The organism is Mycobacteriales bacterium, assembly GCA_036497565.1.
Lineage (GTDB): Bacteria > Actinomycetota > Actinomycetes > Mycobacteriales > QHCD01 > DASXJE01.
The window spans coordinates 20,420-41,051 of sequence record DASXJE010000147.1 but is presented as its reverse complement, the minus strand read 5'-3'; the positions used below and the strand labels follow the sequence as shown (position 1 = coordinate 41,051).

18 protein-coding genes and 1 pseudogene are annotated in these 20,632 nt (G+C 71.6%); 11 read left to right on the top strand and 8 right to left on the bottom strand.

Translation table 11 applies throughout. The features are described from left to right. The first annotated feature begins 42 nt into the window (after positions 1-42). Both tatA and VGH85_12675 read left to right on the top strand, forming a co-directional pair. Positions 43-324, top strand: a complete 282-nt coding sequence (gene tatA / locus VGH85_12680) for a Sec-independent protein translocase subunit TatA (GenBank protein HEY2174654.1) — start codon at positions 43-45, stop codon at positions 322-324. A gap of 106 nt (positions 325-430) precedes the next feature. After that, on the top strand, positions 431-1,039 hold the full coding sequence (locus VGH85_12675; GenBank protein HEY2174653.1) for a phosphatase PAP2 family protein: 609 nt from the start codon (positions 431-433) through the stop codon (positions 1,037-1,039). Position 1,040: 1 nt separating this feature from the next. On the opposite strand, the gene lexA is transcribed toward VGH85_12675, so the two are convergent. Beyond that, positions 1,041-1,721 carry a transcriptional repressor LexA gene (lexA, locus tag VGH85_12670; GenBank protein HEY2174652.1) on the bottom strand — a complete coding sequence of 227 codons (681 nt, stop codon included), beginning with the start codon at positions 1,719-1,721 and terminating at the stop codon, positions 1,041-1,043. Between the two features lie 451 nt (positions 1,722-2,172). Between lexA and VGH85_12665 the strand changes: the two genes are divergently transcribed. From VGH85_12665 to VGH85_12655, 3 genes are all read left to right on the top strand, one after another. Next, entirely contained in the window at positions 2,173-2,661 is a 489-nt protein-coding gene (locus tag VGH85_12665) for a LysM peptidoglycan-binding domain-containing protein (GenBank protein HEY2174651.1), read from the top strand. A gap of 299 nt (positions 2,662-2,960) precedes the next feature. Continuing rightward, positions 2,961-3,419: a transcriptional regulator NrdR gene (nrdR, locus tag VGH85_12660; GenBank protein ID HEY2174650.1), complete on the top strand. Its 459-nt coding sequence runs from the start codon at positions 2,961-2,963 to the stop codon at positions 3,417-3,419. A 102-nt stretch (positions 3,420-3,521) separates the two neighbouring features. Continuing rightward, positions 3,522-6,353: a vitamin B12-dependent ribonucleotide reductase gene (locus VGH85_12655; GenBank protein ID HEY2174649.1), complete on the top strand. Its 2,832-nt coding sequence runs from the start codon at positions 3,522-3,524 to the stop codon at positions 6,351-6,353. A gap of 182 nt (positions 6,354-6,535) precedes the next feature. On the opposite strand, the gene VGH85_12650 is transcribed toward VGH85_12655, so the two are convergent. Further along, the gene (locus VGH85_12650) at positions 6,536-6,991 is read right to left on the bottom strand and encodes a DUF1579 family protein (GenBank protein ID HEY2174648.1); all 456 of its coding nucleotides are present in this window, start codon (positions 6,989-6,991) and stop codon (positions 6,536-6,538) included. A gap of 156 nt (positions 6,992-7,147) precedes the next feature. On the opposite strand from VGH85_12650, the gene VGH85_12645 reads away from it, so the two are divergent. Next, positions 7,148-8,203, top strand: a complete 1,056-nt coding sequence (locus VGH85_12645; GenBank protein ID HEY2174647.1) for a Gfo/Idh/MocA family oxidoreductase — start codon at positions 7,148-7,150, stop codon at positions 8,201-8,203. On the opposite strand, the gene VGH85_12640 is transcribed toward VGH85_12645, so the two are convergent. Then, entirely contained in the window at positions 8,184-8,525 is a 342-nt protein-coding gene (locus tag VGH85_12640) for a hypothetical protein (GenBank protein ID HEY2174646.1), read from the bottom strand. The two genes, VGH85_12645 and VGH85_12640, sit on opposite strands and share 20 nt — an antisense overlap. Before the next feature lie 193 nt (positions 8,526-8,718). Between VGH85_12640 and VGH85_12635 the strand changes: the two genes are divergently transcribed. After that, complete coding sequence (locus VGH85_12635; protein HEY2174645.1) at positions 8,719-9,765, top strand: DUF4192 domain-containing protein; 1,047 nt, start codon at positions 8,719-8,721, stop codon at positions 9,763-9,765. A 30-nt stretch (positions 9,766-9,795) separates the two neighbouring features. On the opposite strand, the gene VGH85_12630 is transcribed toward VGH85_12635, so the two are convergent. Continuing rightward, entirely contained in the window at positions 9,796-11,772 is a 1,977-nt protein-coding gene (locus VGH85_12630; GenBank protein HEY2174644.1) for an alpha/beta fold hydrolase, read from the bottom strand. Positions 11,773-12,042: 270 nt separating this feature from the next. Further along, complete coding sequence (locus VGH85_12625; protein HEY2174643.1) at positions 12,043-12,732, bottom strand: metal-dependent transcriptional regulator; 690 nt, start codon at positions 12,730-12,732, stop codon at positions 12,043-12,045. 53 nt (positions 12,733-12,785) lie between these two features. On the opposite strand from VGH85_12625, the gene VGH85_12620 reads away from it, so the two are divergent. Then, a complete protein-coding gene (locus tag VGH85_12620) occupies positions 12,786-13,619 on the top strand; it encodes a sulfurtransferase (protein ID HEY2174642.1) in 834 nt (277 codons plus the stop codon). 10 nt (positions 13,620-13,629) lie between these two features. Here the strand turns inward: VGH85_12620 and VGH85_12615 are convergent, their stop codons facing one another. Then, a complete protein-coding gene (locus tag VGH85_12615; protein ID HEY2174641.1) occupies positions 13,630-14,262 on the bottom strand; it encodes a hypothetical protein in 633 nt (210 codons plus the stop codon). A 98-nt stretch (positions 14,263-14,360) separates the two neighbouring features. On the opposite strand from VGH85_12615, the gene VGH85_12610 reads away from it, so the two are divergent. Both VGH85_12610 and VGH85_12605 read left to right on the top strand, forming a co-directional pair. Then, on the top strand, positions 14,361-15,542 hold the full coding sequence (locus VGH85_12610) for an acetoin utilization protein AcuC (GenBank protein ID HEY2174640.1): 1,182 nt from the start codon (positions 14,361-14,363) through the stop codon (positions 15,540-15,542). Positions 15,543-15,544: 2 nt separating this feature from the next. Next, positions 15,545-18,223: a GNAT family N-acetyltransferase gene (locus VGH85_12605; protein ID HEY2174639.1), complete on the top strand. Its 2,679-nt coding sequence runs from the start codon at positions 15,545-15,547 to the stop codon at positions 18,221-18,223. A 52-nt stretch (positions 18,224-18,275) separates the two neighbouring features. Here VGH85_12605 and sigB read toward each other — a convergent pair. Continuing rightward, a pseudogene (gene sigB / locus VGH85_12600) lies at positions 18,276-19,451 on the bottom strand (RNA polymerase sigma factor SigB). Positions 19,452-19,485: 34 nt separating this feature from the next. Beyond that, on the bottom strand, positions 19,486-19,908 hold the full coding sequence (gene dtd / locus VGH85_12595; GenBank protein ID HEY2174638.1) for a D-aminoacyl-tRNA deacylase: 423 nt from the start codon (positions 19,906-19,908) through the stop codon (positions 19,486-19,488). A gap of 78 nt (positions 19,909-19,986) precedes the next feature. On the opposite strand from dtd, the gene VGH85_12590 reads away from it, so the two are divergent. Continuing rightward, positions 19,987-20,574 carry an HhH-GPD-type base excision DNA repair protein gene (locus tag VGH85_12590; GenBank protein HEY2174637.1) on the top strand — a complete coding sequence of 196 codons (588 nt, stop codon included), beginning with the start codon at positions 19,987-19,989 and terminating at the stop codon, positions 20,572-20,574. Positions 20,575-20,632: the final 58 nt, after the last annotated feature.

Here is a 20,632-nt window from a genome sequence, read left to right as displayed (position 1 = left end):
GTAAGCGGGCAGGCACGTCGAACCGACAGGAGCAGGCTAATGCTGGGTGAGCTCAGCCCGTGGCACTTGCTGATCGTTGCCGTGGTCTTCTTGGCCCTCTTCGGATACAAGAAGCTGCCCGACGCCACCCGCTCAGTCGGGCGGTCGTTGCGCATCTTCAAGTCCGAGATGAAGGGCATGCACGACGAGGAACCGGCCAGTGAGTCGACCGCGAAGACCCCGCCGGTGATCGAAGCGGCGAAGCCGGCACCGACCGCGGCAGCGCAGCAGTCGAGCGCCGCCGAGTCGGGGACGCCGCCCGCGCCACCGGCGAGTGGCGCCTAGCCGACCTTCCCCCGCGGCACGTCCGGTCCGCGCGACCGGGGCGCCGGCGGATGTTCGTCGTGCGCCGGGAGGCGCCGGGCCGGCCCATCCGCCCGGGCGGCGGCTGGTGGCGGTGTGTCTGCTTCTTGTCGCCTGGATCAGCGCTGATGTGCTGCTCCGCGGGCCGTGGACGCGACTGGACGCCTCGATCAGCAGTCAGCTGGCCGGGTCGGGACTTCGAAACCGGCCCTGGCCCGGTGACGTGCTCTATGCGCTCACCCTGTTCGGTGGCCGGGCGGAGGTCCTGATCGTCGTCGGGGGATTCGCGTCGCTGCTCGCCTGGCGCCGGCGGACCTGGGAGCCGCTGTCCCGTCTCGTGGCCGCCCTGATCCTGCTCACGCTCACCGTCTACGCGTTCAAGCTCGGGGTGGGCCGCACGGCGCCGACGACGGATCTGCTGCACGCCGGGGGCGAGTCCTATCCGTCGGGCCATGTGCCCAATGCGGTGGTGATGTGGGGCCTGGCGGCCTGGTTGGCGGCCGACTACGGCGCTCCCGACGTGCTACGCCGGATGCTCGATCGGCTCCGGTATGTCGCGCCCGTGCTCACCGCGGTCGGGATGCTGCTGCTCAACTACCACTGGCTGTCGGACCTGGTGGCCGGCGGCGCCGTCGGCATCGTCCTGCTGTGGGTGCTGCACCGCATCTTCGACCGGCGCCGGGTGCTGCCCGCCTGAATCAGACCTTGCGGAGCACGGTCACGACGCGACCGAGGATGGTCGCCTCGTCCCCGGGAATGGGTGCGTAGGCCGGGTTGTGCGGCAGCAGCCAGGCATGGCCGTCGCGCCGCCGGAAGGTCTTCACGGTGGCCTCGCCGTCGATCATCGCCGCAACGATGTCGCCGTTCTCGGCGACCTGCTGCTGGCGCACCACGACCCAGTCGCCGTCGGTGATCGCGGCGTCCACCATCGAGTCACCGGCGACCCGCAGCAGGAAGAGGGTGCCCTCGCCGACCAGCGCCCGCGGCAGCGGGAAGACGTCCTCCACGGCCTGCTCGGCGAGGATCGGACCTCCGGCGGCGATCCGGCCCACAACCGGGACGTAGGTGGGGGTGGGGTGCTGATCGTCGGCCGTCGGCGCACTTGAATCCGCTCCGACGGACGCGGCGGCCGCCCCGGGTATCCGGACGTCCACCGCCCGCGGGCGGTTGGGGTCGCGCCGCAGCAGGCCTTTCCGCTCGAGCGTCGTGAGCTGATGGGCGACGCTGGACGTCGAGGTGAGGCCGACCGCCTCCCCGATCTCCCGGACGCTGGGCGGATATCCGCGCCGGTCGACCGAGTCGCGGATCACCTCGAGCACCCGCCGTTGCCGCGTGGTCAGGCCGCTCGCGTCCGCCGGACCATCGGGGAGCGACCGCACCGCCGACGTCGCCCGCGCCCCGGCGCCCGACGGTTTCTTGGCAGCGGTTGCCTTCTGAGGTGCTTTCCGGCGTGCTTTCGGGGCACCCGACGCGCGCGGGCTGCTCTTCCGGCCGCCGTCCTCGGCGCCAGCTCCACGGGTGTTCTGCGACCGGCCGCTCACGTTGCCTCCCTGCCCATCGCCCGCCACCCGGTCGGCTGCCATGGACGGCGCTCGACCGAGCCGGCGGACGGGATCATCCGGTTTGTCTCTTCCGGCGTGCCCTGAACGGTAGCGACTTTCGCCCGGCGATCCAAACATCTGTTCGAACGACACGCCGGGACGACTCGGAGTTGTCGGAGCCCCGTGGTAGACATCGCACAGGCGTTCGAATCGAACACCCGTTCGACCGATCGGCCGCTCGACCCGTCGAGCAGGTCGCCAGGTCGGGCTCTGACGGCAGGGAGTCATCGTGTCCATCGCCTGCGACATCCGCCTCTCCGGCTCATCGGCGGCCCGGCCGCGTCCGGCCGCGTCGCCCTCGCCCTCGCCCGGAGGGCAGTGCGTGATCATCGAGTTTCCGGTTCCGGTCACCGCCCTCCGCTCGGCGCCCGCGGCGCACCCGCCGCGGGCCGACCGGCATCCGCACCGGCATCCGGTCCGGTTGACCCGGCGTGGCCGCCGGCTCGCCGCCTCGGCGATCGGGGCCCTGGTGGTCGGTTCCCTCGGGGTCGGCGGGCACGCGCTGGCGACCCGGACCGATGCGGCGCCGGGCATGACGCCGGCGTCGTCCACGGCGGTGGTCGTGCGCGCCGGAGACACGCTGTGGTCGATCGCGCACTCCGTTGCACCCGATCGGGACCCGCGGGACGTCGTGGCCGCGCTGCGGGCCCGCAATCACCTCTCCAGTGCCGCGCTGCGACCGGGTGAGCGCCTCGCGGTGCCGCGAGATGTCCCCTGAGCGAGGTTCCCCGGGGTTTCCGCCACGGTGGATCGACGGCCACCGTGCTGCCGAAATCGGGCCGTTGCAGCGGGCGCGCCGGGGTTGCGCAGCGGGAGATGGCGGCCTACTGTCCACTACTACATCTTGTGGTTACACTGGTGTAAGTTGTACACAGGTTGGGTTGGGTTGTCCTCAGCCGGTGCACAGGTTGTCCGCAGTGTTATCCACAACGGGGCCGGCGGACACCACACAGACTGACCAGCGCTGACCGGGCGAGACCGCCGCGAGACGGCCCGCCGATCGGGGGAGGAGGAACCATGCGCTGTCCGTACTGCAAGTTCGGCGACTCGCGGGTGGTCGACTCCCGCGAGGTCGACGACGGTCAGGTGATCCGTCGCCGTCGGTCGTGTCCGGAGTGCTCGCGACGGTTTACCACCGTCGAGGAGCCCACCCTGGCCGTGATCAAGCGGAGCGGCGTCACGGAGCCCTTCAGCCGCACCAAGGTCGTCGACGGCGTACGGCGGGCCTGCCAGGGCCGGCCGGTCGACGAGGACGCCCTGGCCCTGCTCGCCCAGTCCGTCGAGGACGCCGTCCGGGCGACCGGATCGGCCGAGATCCCGAGCCACGAGGTAGGCCTGGCGATCCTCGGCCCGCTCCGCGAGTTGGACGAGGTGGCCTACCTGCGCTTCGCCAGCGTCTACCGCTCGTTCGACTCGATCGCGGACTTCGAGGCCGAGATCCAGACCCTGCGCCGACAGTCGACGCCGACTCCGTAGGGCGCCCGCAAGACCAGTACCACCGATGACCTGCAGTGCTGAACCAGCACCACCGAACTGCGCCACCGACGAGACCGCTGCCACGACGAAGGGAACCCGGTCATGACCGAGACCACCGGCCGCCCATCGACCCGCTCCGACGGATCTGCCCGCCCTTCGGACGGGCTTCGGGTCAACCGCGTCTACACCCAGGAGGGTGTGCATCCCTATGACGAGGTGACCTGGCAGCGGCGCGACGTGGTGATGACCAACTGGCGCGACGGCACGGTCAACTTCGAACAGCGGGGCGTGGAGTTCCCCGAGTTCTGGAGCGTCAACGCGGCCAACATTGTCACGACGAAGTACTTCCGGGGCGCGGTCGGCACACCGCAGCGCGAGGTGAGCCTGCGTCAGCTCATCGACCGGGTCGTCGGGCGCTACCACGCGGCCGGAGTCGACAACGGCTACTTCGCGTCCGAGGGCGACGCGGAGATCTTCGCCCAGGAGCTCACCTGGATGCTGCTGCACCAGGTGTTCAGCTTCAACTCGCCGGTCTGGTTCAACGTGGGGACGAGCGCACCGCAACAGGTCTCGGCCTGCTTCATCCTCGCCGTCGACGACACGATGGACTCGATCCTGAACTGGTACCGCGAAGAGGGACTGATCTTCAAGGGCGGCTCCGGCTCGGGGCTCAACCTCTCGCGCATCCGATCCAGCAAGGAGTTGCTGTCCTCGGGCGGGACGGCGTCCGGCCCGGTCAGCTTCATGCGCGGCGCGGACGCCTCGGCCGGCACGATCAAGTCGGGCGGAGCGACCCGCCGGGCCGCCAAGATGGTCGTCCTCGACGTCGACCACCCCGACATCGAGGAGTTCATCGAGACGAAGTCGCGCGAGGAGGACAAGATCCGCGCGTTGCGCGACGCCGGCTTCGACATGGATCTCGGTGGCCGCGACATCGCGAGCGTGCAATATCAGAACGCCAACAACTCGGTGCGGGTCTCCGACGAGTTCATGCGGGCGGTGCAGGACGGCACGGATTTCGGGCTGCGGGGACGGCTCACCGGTGAGGTGCTCGAGAAGGTCGACGCGCGCACGCTGTTCCGCAAGATGGCCACGGCGGCATGGGAATGCGCCGACCCGGGGATCCAGTACGACGACACCATCAACGACTGGCACACCAACCCCGAGACCGGCCGGATCACGGCCAGCAACCCCTGCTCGGAGTACATGAGCCTGGACAACTCGTCCTGCAACCTCGCCTCGCTCAACCTGCTGAAGTTCCTGCGGGACGACGGGACCTTCGACGCAGCGACGTTCGTCAAGGCCGTCGAGATCGTGATCACGGCGATGGACATCTCCATCTGCTTCGCCGACTTCCCCACCGAGGCGATCGGCGACACGACCCGTGCCTACCGGCAGCTGGGCATCGGCTACGCCAACCTCGGCGCGCTGCTGATGGCCACCGGGCACGCCTACGACTCCGCCGGCGGGCGGGCGCTCGCGGGCGCCATCACGTCGCTGATGACCGGCACGGCCTACCGGCGCTCCGCGGAGCTGGCCGGCGTCGTCGGCCCCTACGACGGCTACGCCCGCAACTCCTCCGCGCACCAGCGGGTGATGCGCAAGCACGCCGCGGCCAACGACGAGGTCCGTGCGGTCGGCACCGACGATGCCGCCGTGCTGCGTGAGGCGACCACTCAGTGGCGGCGTGGCCTGAAGGTCGGTGAGAAGAACGGGTGGCGCAACGCGCAGGCGTCCGTCCTCGCCCCGACCGGCACCATCGGCCTGATGATGGACTGCGACACGACCGGGGTGGAGCCCGACCTGGCTCTGGTCAAGTTCAAGAAGCTCGTCGGCGGCGGTTCGATGCAGATCGTCAACCAGACGGTGCCGCGGGCGCTGCGCAGGATGGGTTACCAGGAGGAGCAGGTCGAGGCGATCGTCGAATACATCGCCGAGCACGGGCATGTCGTCGACGCACCGGGCCTGCGGCCCGAGCACTACGAGGTGTTCGACTGCGCGATGGGTGAGCGGTCGATCTCCCCGATGGGCCACGTGCGGATGATGGGCGCCGTACAGCCGTTCATCTCCGGGGCCATCTCCAAGACCGTCAACATGCCGGAGGCGGCGGCGGTCGAGGACATCGAGCGCATCTACTCCGAGGGCTGGCGGCTCGGGGTGAAGGCGCTCGCCATCTACCGCGACAACTGCAAGGTCGGTCAGCCGCTGTCCGACGCGCGGGCGAAGAAGGCGACCGCCGACCCGCAGATCGTCGAGGTGGCCCGCCCGACCAGGACCCGGCTGCCGAAGTCCCGGCCGAGCAACACGACGTCGTTCGCCGTCGGTGGGGCCGAGGGTTACATGACTGCCGGTTCCTACCCCGACGACGGGCTCGGTGAGGTCTTCCTCAAGCTCGGCAAGCAGGGTTCGACGCTGGCCGGCGTGATGGACGCCTTCTCCATCGCGATCTCGATCGCGCTGCAGTACGGCGTGCCGCTGGAGAGCTACGTCCGCAAGTTCGTCAACATGCGGTTCGAGCCGGCCGGGATGACCGACGACCCCGACATCCGCATCGCGCAGTCGGTGATCGACTACATCTTCCGGCGGCTCGCGCTCGACCACCTGTCGCTGGAGCAGCGCACGGAGCTCGGCATCTTCACCGCCGCCGAGCGCTCCGCACAGGTGGCCACGACCTACGGGTCGGGTGGCGACGATGAGGAGTTCGATCGGGAAGGTGCCGCGGCGTCGGCACCGGTGGAGCGGTCTGCGACGACCGGGACCGACGGGGCGACCGAGGTCAGCGACCCGGGGGTGCATTCCTCGACCGAGCTGATCGAGGCCGTGCAGGGAAAGGCCGCCGACGCCCCGCTGTGCCTCACCTGCGGGACGAAGATGCGCCCGGCCGGTTCCTGCTACGTCTGTGAAGGATGCGGCTCCACCAGCGGCTGCAGCTGAGCGGACCTCAGCACACCGCCCGTACGCCGATGCTGCCCCGGTCCTCCTGGAGGGGACCGGGGCAGCATCGCTGCGTCGAGGTCGCACGCGACATCGTGCGTCCTACTCGCACAGTCGGCCCGGGTTTGCGAGTAGCGCGCACGATGATGGCGGGGTCGGCCGTCTGATGGCCGTGGTTTGGGTTATGCAGGCGTCATCGTGTAGGTCTCGGCGAGCGACCACGGCCCGCCACCTCGCGACATCTCGCTGGTGAACTTCACGTCGGGCGCCGCCGTCCCGTCCCAGCGGAGCCGCAGCCGCATCGGACCGTCGCCGAACGTCTCGTAGGTGAGCACGTCTCCGTCGATACGGCCGCGCATGATGGCCGCCTGGGCGTTGTTGTCGGTCAGCACCGCGCGGTATTCGCCCGCCTGGGCGTCCCAGCCCGTCACCCAGTGCACCTTCCACGTCAGGACGAAGGTTCCGTCGGACAGGAACTGGTCCTGCTCGTAGTCTGCGACGACCCACAGACCGTCCTGGATGTGGTGCTGGACACCGCGTCCGGCCACCGTCATCGCCGGTGTGCCCGGTCCGGTCGCGCCCGCCTCGATCGTGCCGGTCCAGGTCACGTTGCCGTAGAACCGCGACAGGGCGTCCATCTGCCGTCTCGGAACCGCGGGCTGGGGAACCGCAGTCAGGCCAGGGCTCAGTGTGGCCATGGCGTGCCGCCTCCCCATTGACGCGTCCTGCAGCCAGCATGACACCGATACCGGCGTGGGACAGGTCGATGGGTATTCGTGGCGCCGGCCGATAGCGTGACTGCCGACACCGGACGCGAGGAGGAGTCGATGGTCGGCGAGGGCGAGCGGCAGGACCCGGTCCGCTGGGCGATTCTCGGTGCGGCGAGGATCGCCGCCCGGTCCTTCGTCCCCGGGCTCGACGCCGCCGGTGGCGGGATCGCGGAGGTCGTCGCCGGCCGCGACCCGGGTCGCACCGACGCGTTCGCCCGCCGGCACGGCGTACGACGCACCGCGGGCGACTACCGGGCGGCGATCGACGATCCGGCCGTCGACGCGGTCTACGTTCCGCTCCCGAATGCGTTGCACGCCCGATGGACCATCGCCGCGCTGCAGGCGGGCAAGGCGGTGCTCTGCGAAAAACCGCTCTGCGACGACGTCGAGCAGACCGAGCAGGTGCTCGCTGCCGCGGCAGCCGCGGAGCGCCCGCTGTGGGAGGCGTTTGTCTTTCCCTTCCAGAGCCAGACGGCGCGGGTGCGCAGCCTGATCGACGACGGCGCGATCGGCGAGATCCGCGAGATCCACTCCGCCTTCCATTTCGACCTCGGCGATCGGGCCGACATCCGGTTCTCCGCCGACCTGTCCGGCGGCGCGCTCGCCGACGTGGGCTGCTACCCCGTTCGGTGGGCGCGGCTCGTGTTCGGCGCCGAACCGGAGTCCGCCAAGACGTCGCAGGTGCTCGCCGAAACGGGCGTGGACGCCGAGACCTGGGGCACGCTCGACTTCCCCGGTGGGCGGCGGTTGTTGTTCTCCTGCAGTTTCACGAAGGCGCGCGACACGACGGCCCGGGTGCTCGGCACCGCCGGTGAAATGCGCCTGACCAGCCCGTTCCACGGCGGCATCACCGACACGATCCAGCTGCGCCGGCCGGACGGCACGATCGTCATCGAGCGGTCCGGCGAGGCGGATCCGCCCTTCACCGCGGCGATCCAGCACATCCATGCGGTCCTGCGGGGGGAGGAAGCGCCGCGACATCTCGCCGTCGACGACGCGTTCGGCAACGCGGCGGCACTCGACGCGATCCGCCGTAGCTCCGCGTCGGACGGCGATCCGGTCAGCCGACCCGGATCTTGAGCTCCGGCAGACCCACCGCGTCGCAGGTCTCGTTGACGATGCGCGCGTCGTCGTCGAACCCGCTCCGGCTGTCGAGGTCGGGCTGCTCGTCCCGGTTGAGGACGAAGTAGTCGATCGCCCCGCGGACCGCCACCCGGCCCCGCGCGTCGAGGTCGTCGGAGGCGTCGAGGAGCGACAACAATGCGTCGGCGATCCGCGCTGCGGAGCCGAGATCAAGCTGGTCGTTGTCCAGCGCCTCGCGAACCAGTTCCTCGAGGTGCCGGAGCACCTTGAGGCGGAGGTCGCGTACGCCGATCGCGGGCACAGTCCTGGGATCGCTCATGCGCGCAGCATCGCACGGGCCCGGGCCACCGGGCCGGGGAGGTGGGGGTTCTGCGCGCCGGCGCTACAGGCAAACTCCCCAGCCTGACCGCACGCATCGCCCATCGGCAACCGCCCGTCCACAGTCCGCGACGGCATCCACCGATGCGCCGCCGATCTGGTCCCGTCGGGGTGCGCGGAGCAGCGTGCTGGCCATGACCCCAGCCGAAGCACCGTCCACAGACCAACCCGTCATCCGCATCACCTGCCCGCGCGATCTGGTGGACCTCGTGCCCTACCTCGTGGGGTTCTGGCCGACCGAGAGTCTGGTGCTGGTGTCGCTCCGCGGCTCCAAGCGCCGGGTGGGTCTCACCCTGCGGATCGACCTCGACGGCGTGCGATCTGGATCGGAGGCCCTCGACAGCTGCGCGACCCACCTGGCCCGAGCCGGCGCGCGCGGCGTGATGGTCCTGATCTACCGCGACCAGGTGAGCGGGACCGACGCCGGCAAAGCCGGTACTGCGCGTCGGGCGCTGCCCGACGCCCGCCTGGCCGACCGCGTCACGCGGAAGGTCCGCATGCGGGGCATCGAGGTCGACGAGGCGCTGCTGGTGACCAGGGACCGCTGGTGGTCCTACCTCTGCGACGACCGATCGTGCTGCCCACCGGAGGGTCATCGGATCGCCCCGGCCGACCGCCCGTCTCCGGTCGTCGCCGCGGCCACCGTCGCCGGTCTTGTCGCCGCACCCGATCGCGGGAGTCTGGAGCGCTCGGTCGAGCCGGCGGCCGCCGCCGACCGGGCGGCCGTCGCCGCACTCGTCGCCGACGCGCAGGCCCGCGCCGACGCCCGCGGCGGCGATGACGATCGCCGCTACCGGGCGGGCGTGGTCGATGAGGTGGCAGCCGCGGTCGCCGGGCAGCGGAGCGGCCGGACGCGACTCGACGACGACGGGGCGGCGCGCCTGCTCGTAGCGCTTCGTGACATCGGGATCCGGGACCACTGTTGTGGTTACGCGGCGGGAGATGATTCGGCGGCGATGCAGTCGCTGTCGATGCAGCTCGCCCGGCGGGCCACCGCACCCTACGACGTCGCTCCGTACACGGTCCTGGCATGGTGCGCCTGGCGGGACGGCAACGGCGCCCTGGCCCGGATCGCCGTCGAACGGGCATTACGCAGCGACGGTGGCTACGCGCTCGCGACCCTGCTGGAGCAGGCATTGGACTGTGGCATCGACCCCGCCGTGTGGCGCGACCCGCGATGACTCAGCGCGTCTACCGTCCGGCTGCTCCCGTCACACCATGTCGGGCTGACGCCACGGCTCGCCGAGGACGTGGTGGGCCAGGAATGCCCGCACCGTGTCGTACCAGACCTTCGCGTTCCCGGGCGTCAGCACCCAGTGGTTCTCGTCCGGGAAGTAGAGGAACGACGAATCGACCTGGTGTCGCACGAGGTCCCACCACAGCTTCAGACCCTCGCCGATCGGAACCCGGTAGTCCTTGTCGCCGTGCACCACCAGCATCGGGGTGCGGATGTCGCGGACGAACAGATGGGGGGAGTTGGCTTCGTAGCGCTCCTTGGTCGCGAGCGGGTCGCCGAACTCCCGCTGCCAGTACCACGCGACGTCGGTGGTGCCGGAAAATCCTTCGAGGTCCCAGAGGCTCGCGTGCGTCACGATCGCCTTGAACCGGTCGGTGTGCGTGGCGACCCAGTTGGCCATGTAGCCGCCGAACGAGCCGCCCATGGCCGCGGTGCGCGTGTCGTCGATGTCGTCCCGTGCACAGGTGGCGTCGGTGATGGACATCAGGTCCGTGAACGGCCGGTCGCCCCAGGTTCCCCATCCGCGATCGATGAAGTCCTGTCCGTAACCGGTGGACAGGGCCGGGTCGGGGAGTAGGACGGCGTAGCCCTGGGAGGCGAGCAGCCAGGGGTTCCAGCGCCAGGACCAGGCGTTCCAACTCGACAACGGGCCGCCGTGGATCCACAGCAGCAGCGGTGCGGGGGCGGTCGCGGAGGCGCCGTCCGGAAGCACCAGCCAGGCCCGCAGCGGCGTGCCGTCGTCGGCGTGCGTGGACACCTCGACGACGGTGCCGGGCAGAGTGCCGACGTCGCCCGGGCCCGACAGCGTCGCACCCTCCTGATCCGTCGTCGACGGATCCAGCCGGACCGGTGTCGCCGGCTGGGCGTAGCTCGTGCGCATCGCGTAGAGATGCGCGCCGTCCCGGGACACGACCAGGTCGCTGTGCGCCCCGTGGGCCGTCAGCCGGGTCACGACGTCGGTGGTCAGGTCGAGGCGGAAGACCGGAGCGTGGCCGGCTTCGTCGGCGAGGAAGAACACCGCCGTACCGTCCGCCGAGAACGTCGGGTGCATCGGCCAGCCGGGGAACGACGACGCGAGAGCGCGGCCGTCGCCGGTCGCCAGATCGACCTGCCAGAGCGAGGTGCGCGGGGCGTCGGACCACGTGGGCATCGTGTCGCGGACGCAGACCAGCGTGCTGCTGTCGGGGCTGAACGCGGGCTGCCCGTATTCGAATCCCGCGTCGTCGACGACGGTACGGCGATCCCCGGTCGCCCGGTCGGCGATCACGATCGTCGCCCGGCGCGATCCCGCCTCGTCGTCGACGTCCCAGCCGTAGGCGACGAGTGTTCCGTCTGGGCTGATGACGATGTCGCCGCCCACCCGGCCCTCGGGGGTCGGCGTCAGGTCGCGCGGGTCGTCGAGCCGTTCGTCGGCCTGCTGTACGGCGTCGGCGGCGAACACCCGGGTCTGCGCGGGGCCGATGTCGTGGTCCCAGTAACGCACCGGATAGCTGCGGTGCAGGATCGCCGACACGCCGGCGTCCTTGCGGGCCGTGCGCTTCGCCTTGTCCTCGTCGCTGGTCGCGGCACCCGGCAGGACGTCGGAGCTGAAGACGATCGCGGCGGCGTCGCGGGCCGCCGCGACGGAGCCGATCCCGCCCGGGCGCGCGGCGATCTGGCGGGCCTCACCGGCCCCGTCGGGAAGCAGCCAGAGCGCGGGACGGTCGGTGTCCGGGTCGTCGACCTGCGGATCGGGGCGCTTCGAGGTGAACAGCAGACCGCCGTCGGACAGGAAGACCGGCTGGGATTCGCCGGGCGCCGAGCGGGTGAGCCGGCGCGGCGACCGCGCGCCCGCCGGGTCGATCTCCCACAGCGCCGTGACGTACTTCTTCTTGTCGGCGGAGAGGGTCGACACGCTGGTCACGAGCCGGGTGCCGTCCGGCGACAGTGCGAGACCGCCGAGGCGGGGGATCGCGACGTAGTCGGCGAGATCGGCGAAGGCGTGGCCGGCCGATGCCGACCCGGGTGCCGCGTCGCGGTGATCCCGCTTCGCGTCGACCGGGGAGACGGCCGGCGCCGGCGGAGCCTCCGGGCCGGCGGAGGCGGTGGTGCGTCCTGAGGGGGCTGGGTCGGCTGGGTGCGAAGGCAAGTTCCACTCCTCGGTTGTGACGCCACTACGCGACACGTTACTGATCACCGATTTGCCGGTCACCCGAAAAGTCCCGGCGCCACCCCGCGCCGGTCAGTCGGCGGTGACGAACACGTGGGTGGCCACGACGTCGTCGAAGGTGGCCTCGGGGTGTCCGTCGGCGTTGGCCCGTACGCCGCCGCGGGTGTCCGGGTGCACCTTCACCCGCTGATCCGGCTGCAGGCCGGCCTCCCGGAGCGCGTGCATGATCGCCGCGTCCGGCTGGATCTGCTCGCTGATCCGCCGTACGACGACCGAGGCGCCGCCCTCGACGGCGGCCGCCCGCAGGGTGGTGAGGTGTTTCGCGGTCTTCGGCAGGTCGATGCCGCCCAGGTCGGCCAGACCCGGGATCGGGTTGCCGTGCGGGCACTCGGTCGGGTTGTCGAGCAGCGAGTAGATCTTGCGCTCGACCTGCTCGGACATGACGTGCTCCCACCGGCAGGCTTCGGTGTGGACGTCCTCCCAGTCCATGCCGATGATCCGGATGAGCAGCAGTTCGGCGAGCCGGTGTTTGCGCATCACCGCGACGGCGAGGCTGTGGCCGGTGGGGGACAGGACGAGGTGCCGGTCGCCCTCGACCGCGACGAGGCCGTCGCGCTCCATCCGGGCCACGGTCTGGCTGACGGTCGGACCGCTCTGCTTGAGCCGCTCGGCGATGCGGGCGCGCAGCGGCACGACCCCCTCTTCTTCGAGTTCATACACCGTCCGGAGGTACATCTCCGTGGTGTCGATGAGGTCGCTCACCCTTGCGATGGTACGGCGCGGCGCGACCCGCCGCGTGCGGCAGACTGTCGGCCGTGGACGACCTCATCGATCCGGACGAGCTCGCGGCGGCCCTGGCCACGCCGCACCCCCCGGTCCTGCTCGACGTGCGCTGGAGCCTGACCGGTCCGCCCGGCGTACAGCAGTACGCCGAGGGCCACCTGCCCGGCGCGGTGTTCGTCGACCTCGACCGGGACCTTGCCGGCCGGCCAGGGGCCCGCGGCCGCCATCCGCTGCCCGACCCCGGGCCGCTGCAGGACGCCATGCGCCGCTGGGGCATCTCGGCCGGCACGCCGGTGGTGGTCTACGACGCCGCCGACTCGACCAGCGCCGCCCGGGCCTGGTGGGTGCTGCGCTGGGCCGGCCACCAGCCGGTCCGGGTGCTCGACGGCGGCCTCGGGGCCTGGCTGCGATCCGGTCGACCAGTGGTGGACGAGGTGCCCACGCCGCCGGCCGGCGACGTCTCGGTCCGACCCGGGGACATGCCGACCCTGGATGCGGCCGGGGCCGCGGACGTCGCACGGACCGGGCTGCTGCTCGACGCCCGCAGCCCGCAGCGCTACCGCGGCGAGCAGGAGCCGGTCGACCCGGTGGCCGGACACGTGCCCGGTGCCCGCAACGCACCGACCACCGGAAACGTCGACGCGACCGGACGGTTCCTCCCGCCGGAGCAGTTGCACGAACGGTTCGGCGTACTCGGGGCGTCCGACGGCGTCTCGACCGGCGCCTACTGCGGGTCGGGGGTCACCGCCGCCCACGAGGTACTGGCGCTGCGACTCGCAGGCGTGCCGGCCGCGCTCTATGTGGGGTCGTGGAGTGAATGGGTGCGCGACCCGGACCGACCCGTCGCCACCGGCGACCAGCCCTGAGCGTCCCGCGCTAGTTCGTCGCGAAGTGCGGGAGCACCTTCTCCAGCAGGGCTCGACCGATCCGCTGCGAGGTCGCATCGGTGTCGGTGTAGGCCTTGAGCACGCCCTCACCGGTGGCGCTTCTGCCTTCGGCGACGACGATGTCGCCGCCGTCGAGGACCGCGGCCGGATGCCCGGACACGGTCGTGTCGCGCCCGTTGTTCTCCGACTTCTGCTCGGCGACCGTGAAGGTGCTGAACTCGTCGACGATTACGAACACCCCGGCGCCGGAGAAGGTGCAGCCGGCGCCGAAGGTGGACCGCTTGGCCTGCGGGGTGGTCCCGAAGATCTGCCGGAGATCGGCGGGGCTCACCATCGTGCAGATCGCGCCGTTCGGCAGGTCGCCCGACGCGCCGGCTGAGGGTGTCGGCGTCGACCCGGCGGAGGGCGACGCGGCCGGTACCGAGGACGGCGAGGCGGAGGGTGACACGGACGGCGCGGCGCTCGCCGACGGGTGCGAGGTGTCGATCCCGCCGCCGCTCGGCCCGCTCGACGGGCTCGGGCCGGCGACGAACGTCCCGGCCCCGGCGACCGCCGTGCCGCAGCCGGTGGCGGCCGCGGTCACGAGTGCTGCAGCGGCGAGGAGCTTCCATCGGTGCGTCACAGCCGGTCCGTTCCGCAGTCGTCCGTGATCTGGATCGTAGGTGGCCCGCCGGGCGGATGCGGCGAATCGCGACGTTCGGTCCCGGTACGGTCGATCCCGTGAGCGATTCCGTGGCGGTGTTCTGGGACGACGCGTACCTGGCCTACAACATGGGGCCGACCCACCCGCTGCACCCGGTGCGGCTCGCCCTGACCATGGAACTCGCCCGCGGCTACGGCGTCCTCGACCGGCCGGCGGTGCGGATGATCACGCCGGAGCCGGCCACCGACGAGACGCTGACGATGGTCCACGACCCGGCGTACGTCGAGGCGGTGCGCAAGGCGAGCACGGACCCCGGTTACGTCGGGTCCGGTCTCGGCACCCCCGACAATCCCGTCTTCCCCGGCATGCACGATTCGGCCGCCCTCATCGCCGGCGGCAGCGTCGCCGCCGGTGAGCTGGTCTGGTCCGGTGCGGTCCAGCACGCGATCAACATCGCCGGCGGCCTGCACCACGCGATGCCGGCCGCGGCATCGGGCTTCTGCGTCTACAACGACGCGTCGCTGGCCATCGCCGGCCTGCTCCGCCGGGGTGCGGCCCGGGTCGCCTACGTCGACGTCGACGTCCATCACGGCGACGGCGTCCAGGAGGCGTTCGCCGACGACCCCCGGGTGCTGACGGTGAGCCTGCACGAGAGCCCGCTCACGCTGTTCCCCGGCACCGGCTTTCCCGACGAGGTCGGGCGCGGCGAGGCGGCCGGAACGGCGGTCAATGTCGCGCTCCCGGCGGGTACTGACGACCGGGGGTGGTTGCGGGCCTTCCACGCGGTGGTGCCGAGCCTGCTCCGCGCCTTCGCGCCGGACGTGCTGGTCACCCAGTCCGGTTGTGACACCCATCGCGAGGACCCGCTCGCCAACCTGGCCCTGACCGTGGACGGCCAGCGGGCTTCCTACGCCGAGCTGCACCGGCTCGCGCACGAGCTGTGCGGCGGCCGGTGGGTGGCGCTCGGCGGCGGCGGATACGGGTTGGTGCGCTGCGTGCCCCGGGCCTGGACCCACCTGCTGGCCGAGGTCACCGGCGACCCGATCGACCCGGCCACCGAGATTCCCGCGGCCTGGGCCGACGGGGTACGGCGGCGCGGGCTGCGGGCCGAGCCGCCCACCCGGATGACCGACGACGGGGACCTGTCCTGGACGCCCTGGCAGCCGGACGGGGTCGACGCCGTCGACCGGGCGATCGGCGCCACCCGCCGGGCGGTGTTCCCGCTGCACGGCCTCGACCCGGACGATCCGCGGGACTGACGATGTCCGGGGGTGGCGCCGGCGTCGTCACGGATCCGTCCGGTCCGGCCTACCCCCCGGACTGGGAGGCCGACGTGGTCGCCTCCGACGGCGGCACGGTGCACCTGCGGCCGATCCGGCCGGACGACGGCGAGCGGATCCGCGCGCTGCACGGACGACTGTCGGAACGGACCCGCTACCTGCGCTACTTCGGCGCCTACCCGCGGATCCCGGACAAGGACCTGCACCGGTTCATCCACGTCGACCACACCGACCGGGTCGCCCTGGTCGCCGAGCTCGGCACGGCGTTGATCGCGGTCGCGCGGTACGAGCGGATCGAGGAGACCGCCGACGCGGAGGTCGCGTTCGTCGTCGAGGACGCCCACCAGGGCCGGGGCCTGGGATCGGTGCTCCTCGAACACCTGGCCGCCGCCGCCCGGGAACGCCGGCTGCGCCGGTTCGTCGCCGACGTACTCGCGGAGAACCCGCGGATGGTCCGGATCTTCCTCGACGCCGGCTACTCGGCCAGCCGCACGTACGAGAGCGGGGTCGTCCGGCTGACCTTCCCGATCGAGCCGACCGACACCTCCGTCGCGGTCGCCTTCGAGCGGGAGCAGCGGTCGGAGGCGCGGTCGATCGAACGGCTGCTGACGCCCCGCTCGGTCGCGGTCATCGGCGCCAGCGCCGACCCGGGCAAGGTCGGGCACATCGTGCTCGCCCACCTGCTGGGCTACGAGTTCGCCGGGCCGGTGTTCCCGGTGAACGCCGAGGCGCGGCACGTCGGCGGGGTCCCTGCCTACGCCAGCGTGCTCGACATCCCCGACGACGTGGACCTCGCGGTGGTCGCCGTTCCGGCCGCGGTGGTCGCCGATGTGGTCGGGCAGTGTGCCCGCAAGCGGGTCCGGGCGCTGGTGGTGGTGTCGGCCGGGTTCGGGGAACGCGACCCCGCCGGGCGGGAGGCCGAGCGCGCCCTGGTCGCCGCCGCGCGGGCCAACGGAATGCGGGTCGTGGGACCCAACTGCCTCGGTGTCATCAACTCCGCCCCCGCGGTCCGGCTCAACGCCAGCCTCGCGCCGGTTGCACCTGCCGCGGGCTCCGTCGGCTTCTTCTGCCAGTCCGGGGCACTGGGCATCGCGACCTTGGCGGCGGCGACCGAGCGGGGTCTCGGTCTCTCCACGTTCGTCTCGGCGGGCAACCGGGCCGACGTGAGCGGCAACGACCTGCTCCAGTACTGGGCCCGCGACCCGGCCACCGACGTCGTCCTGCTGTGGCTGGAGAGCTTCGGCAACCCGCGCAAGTTCGCCCGGCTGGCCCGCCAGCTCGCCCGCCGGAAGCCGGTGGCGGTGGTCCGGAGCGGGCGGCAGGCCGGCGCGTCGGCCGGGACTGCCGGGCAGGTTCCGAGCGTGCCCGAGGCGAGCGTGGACGCATTGTTCGCCGAGATCGGGGTCGTCCAGGTCGACACCGTCGCGGACCTGCTCGACGTCGCGCAGCTGCTGGCCTACCAGCCGCTGCCTGCGGGCCGGCGGGTCGGCGTCGTCGGCAACTCCTCGGCCCTCGGGACACTCGTGGTCGACGCGTCCCTCGGATCCGGTCTGCAGGTCGCCTCCGGTCACCCGGTCGACCTGGGGCCGGACCCGACCCCGGAGCGCTTCGCCACCGCGCTGCGGGCCGTGGTCGCCGACGACGGGGTCGATGCGATCGTGGTCGTGTTCGCCCCCGCGTTGATCACCTCGGGCGCCGAATTCGCGCACGTCATCCGGGAGGTCACCGACGACTGCGGCAAGCCGGTCGCCTCGACGTTCCTCGCCGCCGAAGGCGTGCCGCAGCAGCTGCGCCGGCTCGGCCCGACCGGCGCACCCGTGCGCGGCTCGGTCCCGTCCTATCCCTCACCGGAGCGGGCTGTCATCGCCCTGGCGAAGGCCGTGCGCTACGCAGAATGGCGGGACCGGGCCGTCGGTGCGGTGCCCGAGCTCCCCGAGGTGGACACCGCAACGGCGAAGGACGTGGTGGCCGCCGTGCTGGCCGACGACCCGGCCGGGCGGGAGCTGACCCGCGGCGAGGTGGGCCGGCTGCTCGCTGCCTACGGCATCAGGCTGTGGCCGGCACAGGTCGTCGATACGGCGCAGGGCGCGGTCGCCGCGGCCCGTGCGGTCGGCTATCCGGTCGCCGTGAAGTCGACCGCGGCGTGGCTGCGGCACCGCCCGGATCTGGGCGGCGTACGCCTCGATCTCGGGGACGACGAGGCAATCGTGGCGGCCTACCACGGGATCCCCGGCGACATACCCGAGGTGGAGGTGCAGGCGATGGCGCCGAACGGCGTCGCGATCGTGGTCGGCGTCATCGACGATCCGACGTTCGGGGCACTGGTGTCCTTCGGGGTGGGTGGCGTCGCGACGGAGCTGCTCGGCGACCGCGCCTATGCGCCGACGCCGGTCTCCGACCTCGACGCGGCCCGCCTGGTGCGGGCACCCCGGGCGGCACCGCTGCTGTCCGGGTACCGCGGGGCGGAGCCGGTCGACCTCGGCGCCGCCGAGGATCTGGTCGCCCGGGTCGGCCGGCTGGCCGAGGATCTGCCCGAGCTGCTCTCGTTGACGCTGGATCCGGTGCTGGTGGCCGGCTCCGGCCTCAGCGTGCTCGCCGCAACGGCGCGGATCGGACAAGCAACGGCGCGGGCCGATACCGGCCCGCGCCGTTTGCGGTAATGCGAAGGTGACCTACTCGACAGCGACCTACTCGACGTAGTCGCGGAGCGACCTACTCGACGTAGTCGCGGAGCGAACGTGACCGCGAGGGATGACGCAGCTTCGTCATCGTCTCGCGCTCGATCTGGCGGATCCGCTCCCGGCTCAGACCGAAGGTCCGGCCGATCTCGTCGAGGGTGCGGGGCTTTCCGTCGTCCAGCCCGTAGCGCAGGCGCAACACCTGCTGCTCCCGCGCTTCGAGGGTCGACAGCACGTCGTTGAGCTGTTCGCGCATCAGCCGGAACGTCACGGCGTCCTCGGCGATGGTCGCGTCGGTGTCCTCGATGAAGTCGCCGAGCTGGCTCTCGCCGTCGTCGCCGACATTCTGGTCGAGGCTCACCAGGTCACGGGCGTGCGCCGTGAGCTCGGCGATCCGGCTCGGTTCGAGGTCGAGCTCGGCGGCCAGCTCCTCGTCGGTCGCGTCGCGGCCGAGCTGCTGGTGCAGCAGCCGGCGGGTGCGGGCGAGCTTGTTGACCTGCTCGACCATGTGGACCGGGAGACGGATCGTGCGGCCCTGATCGGCCATCGCCCGGGTGATCGCCTGGCGGATCCACCAGGTCGCGTAGGTCGAGAACTTGAAGCCCTTGGTGTAGTCGAACTTCTCGACCGCCCTGATGAGGCCGACGTTGCCCTCCTGGATGAGGTCCAGGAACGGCATGCCGTGGCCGGTGTAACGCTTGGCCAGCGACACGACCAGCCGCAGGTTGGCCTCCAGCAGGTGATCCTTCGCCCGCGACCCGTCGGTGACGAGGGTCTGCAGATCGCGGCGCTTGGCGCGCGTCTTCGTGGTCTCGTCGTCGGCGAGCAGGTGTGCGGCGTAGAGGCCTGCCTCGATCCGCTTGGACAGGTCGACCTCCTGCTCCGCGGTGAGCAGGGTGACCTTGCCGATCTCATTGAGGTATACGCGGACCAGGTCGGCGGAGGCCGCCGGCGCGTCGTCGACCGCCGTCGACGTGGTATCCCCGTTGACGCCCGCTCCGGTCAGTGGTGTCCCGCGCTGGGTGCGGTGGCGTCGTGAAGTTATTCTGGGCTCGACAGCCGCGGTGCGGCGCGGCGGTGAAGTGTGGGTCTCGGCCATGACTGCCTCCCCTCGTGCTGTGATCTCGTCAGTCACCTTCTCCAACGTCGGCGGCCCCGCGATGTTCCCGCGTGGGCACGCGGCAGGCAGCCTCGCCTCCGCCGACCCTTGTGAGCTTGGTCACACGGAATGTCCGACCCGGTGATCAGACCTCGACCGGAACGGTCACCGGCCCGTCGTTGACCAGGCTGAGCGTCATGTGGGCGCCGAATCGGCCGGTCGCCACCCTGGCCCCGCGGCTGCGGAGGGCGGCCACGACGGCCTCGACGAGGGGCTCGGCGACCGCGGCCGGGGCGGCGGCCGACCACGAGGGCCGGCGGCCCTTGCGGGTGTCGGCGTAGAGGGTGAACTGGCTGATCACCAGCACCTCGGCACCGAGGTCGGCGACCGAGCGGTCCCCGGGCAGGATCCGCAACTCGTGCACCTTGCGGGCGAGCGTCGCGGCCTTCTCCGGGTTGTCGTCGTGGGTGACGCCGACGAGGACGACGAGGCCGGTGCCGATCTCGGCGATGACGTCACCCGCTACGGAAACGCCGGCCGAGGTGACCCGCTGCACCACGGCTCTCATGGGGTGTCCGGCAGGCTGGTCGCAGATCCGGTCCCTGGCACGGGAGCATTCTGCCGGTCGGCGTGCCAGGCTAGCCGCATGACGTCGCGAAAGATGGTGCTCGCCCAGTCGGCCCCGGCCGACGATCTGCTGGGCCGCGATCCGCTGGCCCTGCTCATCGGCCTCGTCCTCGACCAGCAGGTGCCGATGGAGAAGGCCTTCGTCGGGCCGTACGAGCTTTCCGCCCGCCTCGGTCACGACCTCGACGCCGCGGACATCGCCGGGGCCGATCCCGAGGAGTTGGCCGCCGTGTTCGCCCGCCCACCGGCGCTGCACCGATTCCCCGGCTCGATGGCGGGCCGGGTGCAGGCGATGTGTCGACTACTGGTCGACGACTACGGCGGGCAGGCCGACCGGATCTGGTCCGACGTACCGGACGGGGCGACCCTGTTCCGCCGGCTGAAGGCGCTGCCCGGCTTCGGTGATGCCAAGGCGCGGATCACCGTCGCGCTGCTCGGCAAGCAGTACGGCGTCACGCCCCAGGGCTGGCGCGAGGCGGCGGGGGACTACGGCGAGAAGGACGTCTACCGCTCGGTCGCCGACATCACCGACGACGCATCATTGGTCCGGGTGCGGGCCTACAAGAAGGAGCGCAAGGCGGCCGCGAAGGCCGCGGCTGATCGCTGAGGCCGTGGGTGCGGTCGGGATGCACCGGTGGGACGATGGAAACGCCGGACGCAATTCG

Excerpts from the sequence above, each read along its gene's own strand:
- nrdR (HEY2174650.1), top strand. The coding sequence starts at position 2,961 with ATGCGCTGTCCGTACTGCAAGTTCGGCGACTCGCGGGTGGTCGACTCC.
- VGH85_12655 (HEY2174649.1), top strand. The coding sequence starts at position 3,522 with ATGACCGAGACCACCGGCCGCCCATCGACCCGCTCCGACGGATCTGCC.
- VGH85_12650 (HEY2174648.1), bottom strand. The coding sequence starts at position 6,991 with ATGGACGCCCTGTCGCGGTTCTACGGCAACGTGACCTGGACCGGCACG.
- VGH85_12640 (HEY2174646.1), bottom strand. The coding sequence starts at position 8,525 with ATGAGCGATCCCAGGACTGTGCCCGCGATCGGCGTACGCGACCTCCGC.
- VGH85_12635 (HEY2174645.1), top strand. The coding sequence starts at position 8,719 with ATGACCCCAGCCGAAGCACCGTCCACAGACCAACCCGTCATCCGCATC.
- VGH85_12605 (HEY2174639.1), top strand. The coding sequence starts at position 15,545 with ATGTCCGGGGGTGGCGCCGGCGTCGTCACGGATCCGTCCGGTCCGGCC.
- dtd (HEY2174638.1), bottom strand. The coding sequence starts at position 19,908 with ATGAGAGCCGTGGTGCAGCGGGTCACCTCGGCCGGCGTTTCCGTAGCG.
- VGH85_12590 (HEY2174637.1), top strand. The coding sequence starts at position 19,987 with ATGACGTCGCGAAAGATGGTGCTCGCCCAGTCGGCCCCGGCCGACGAT.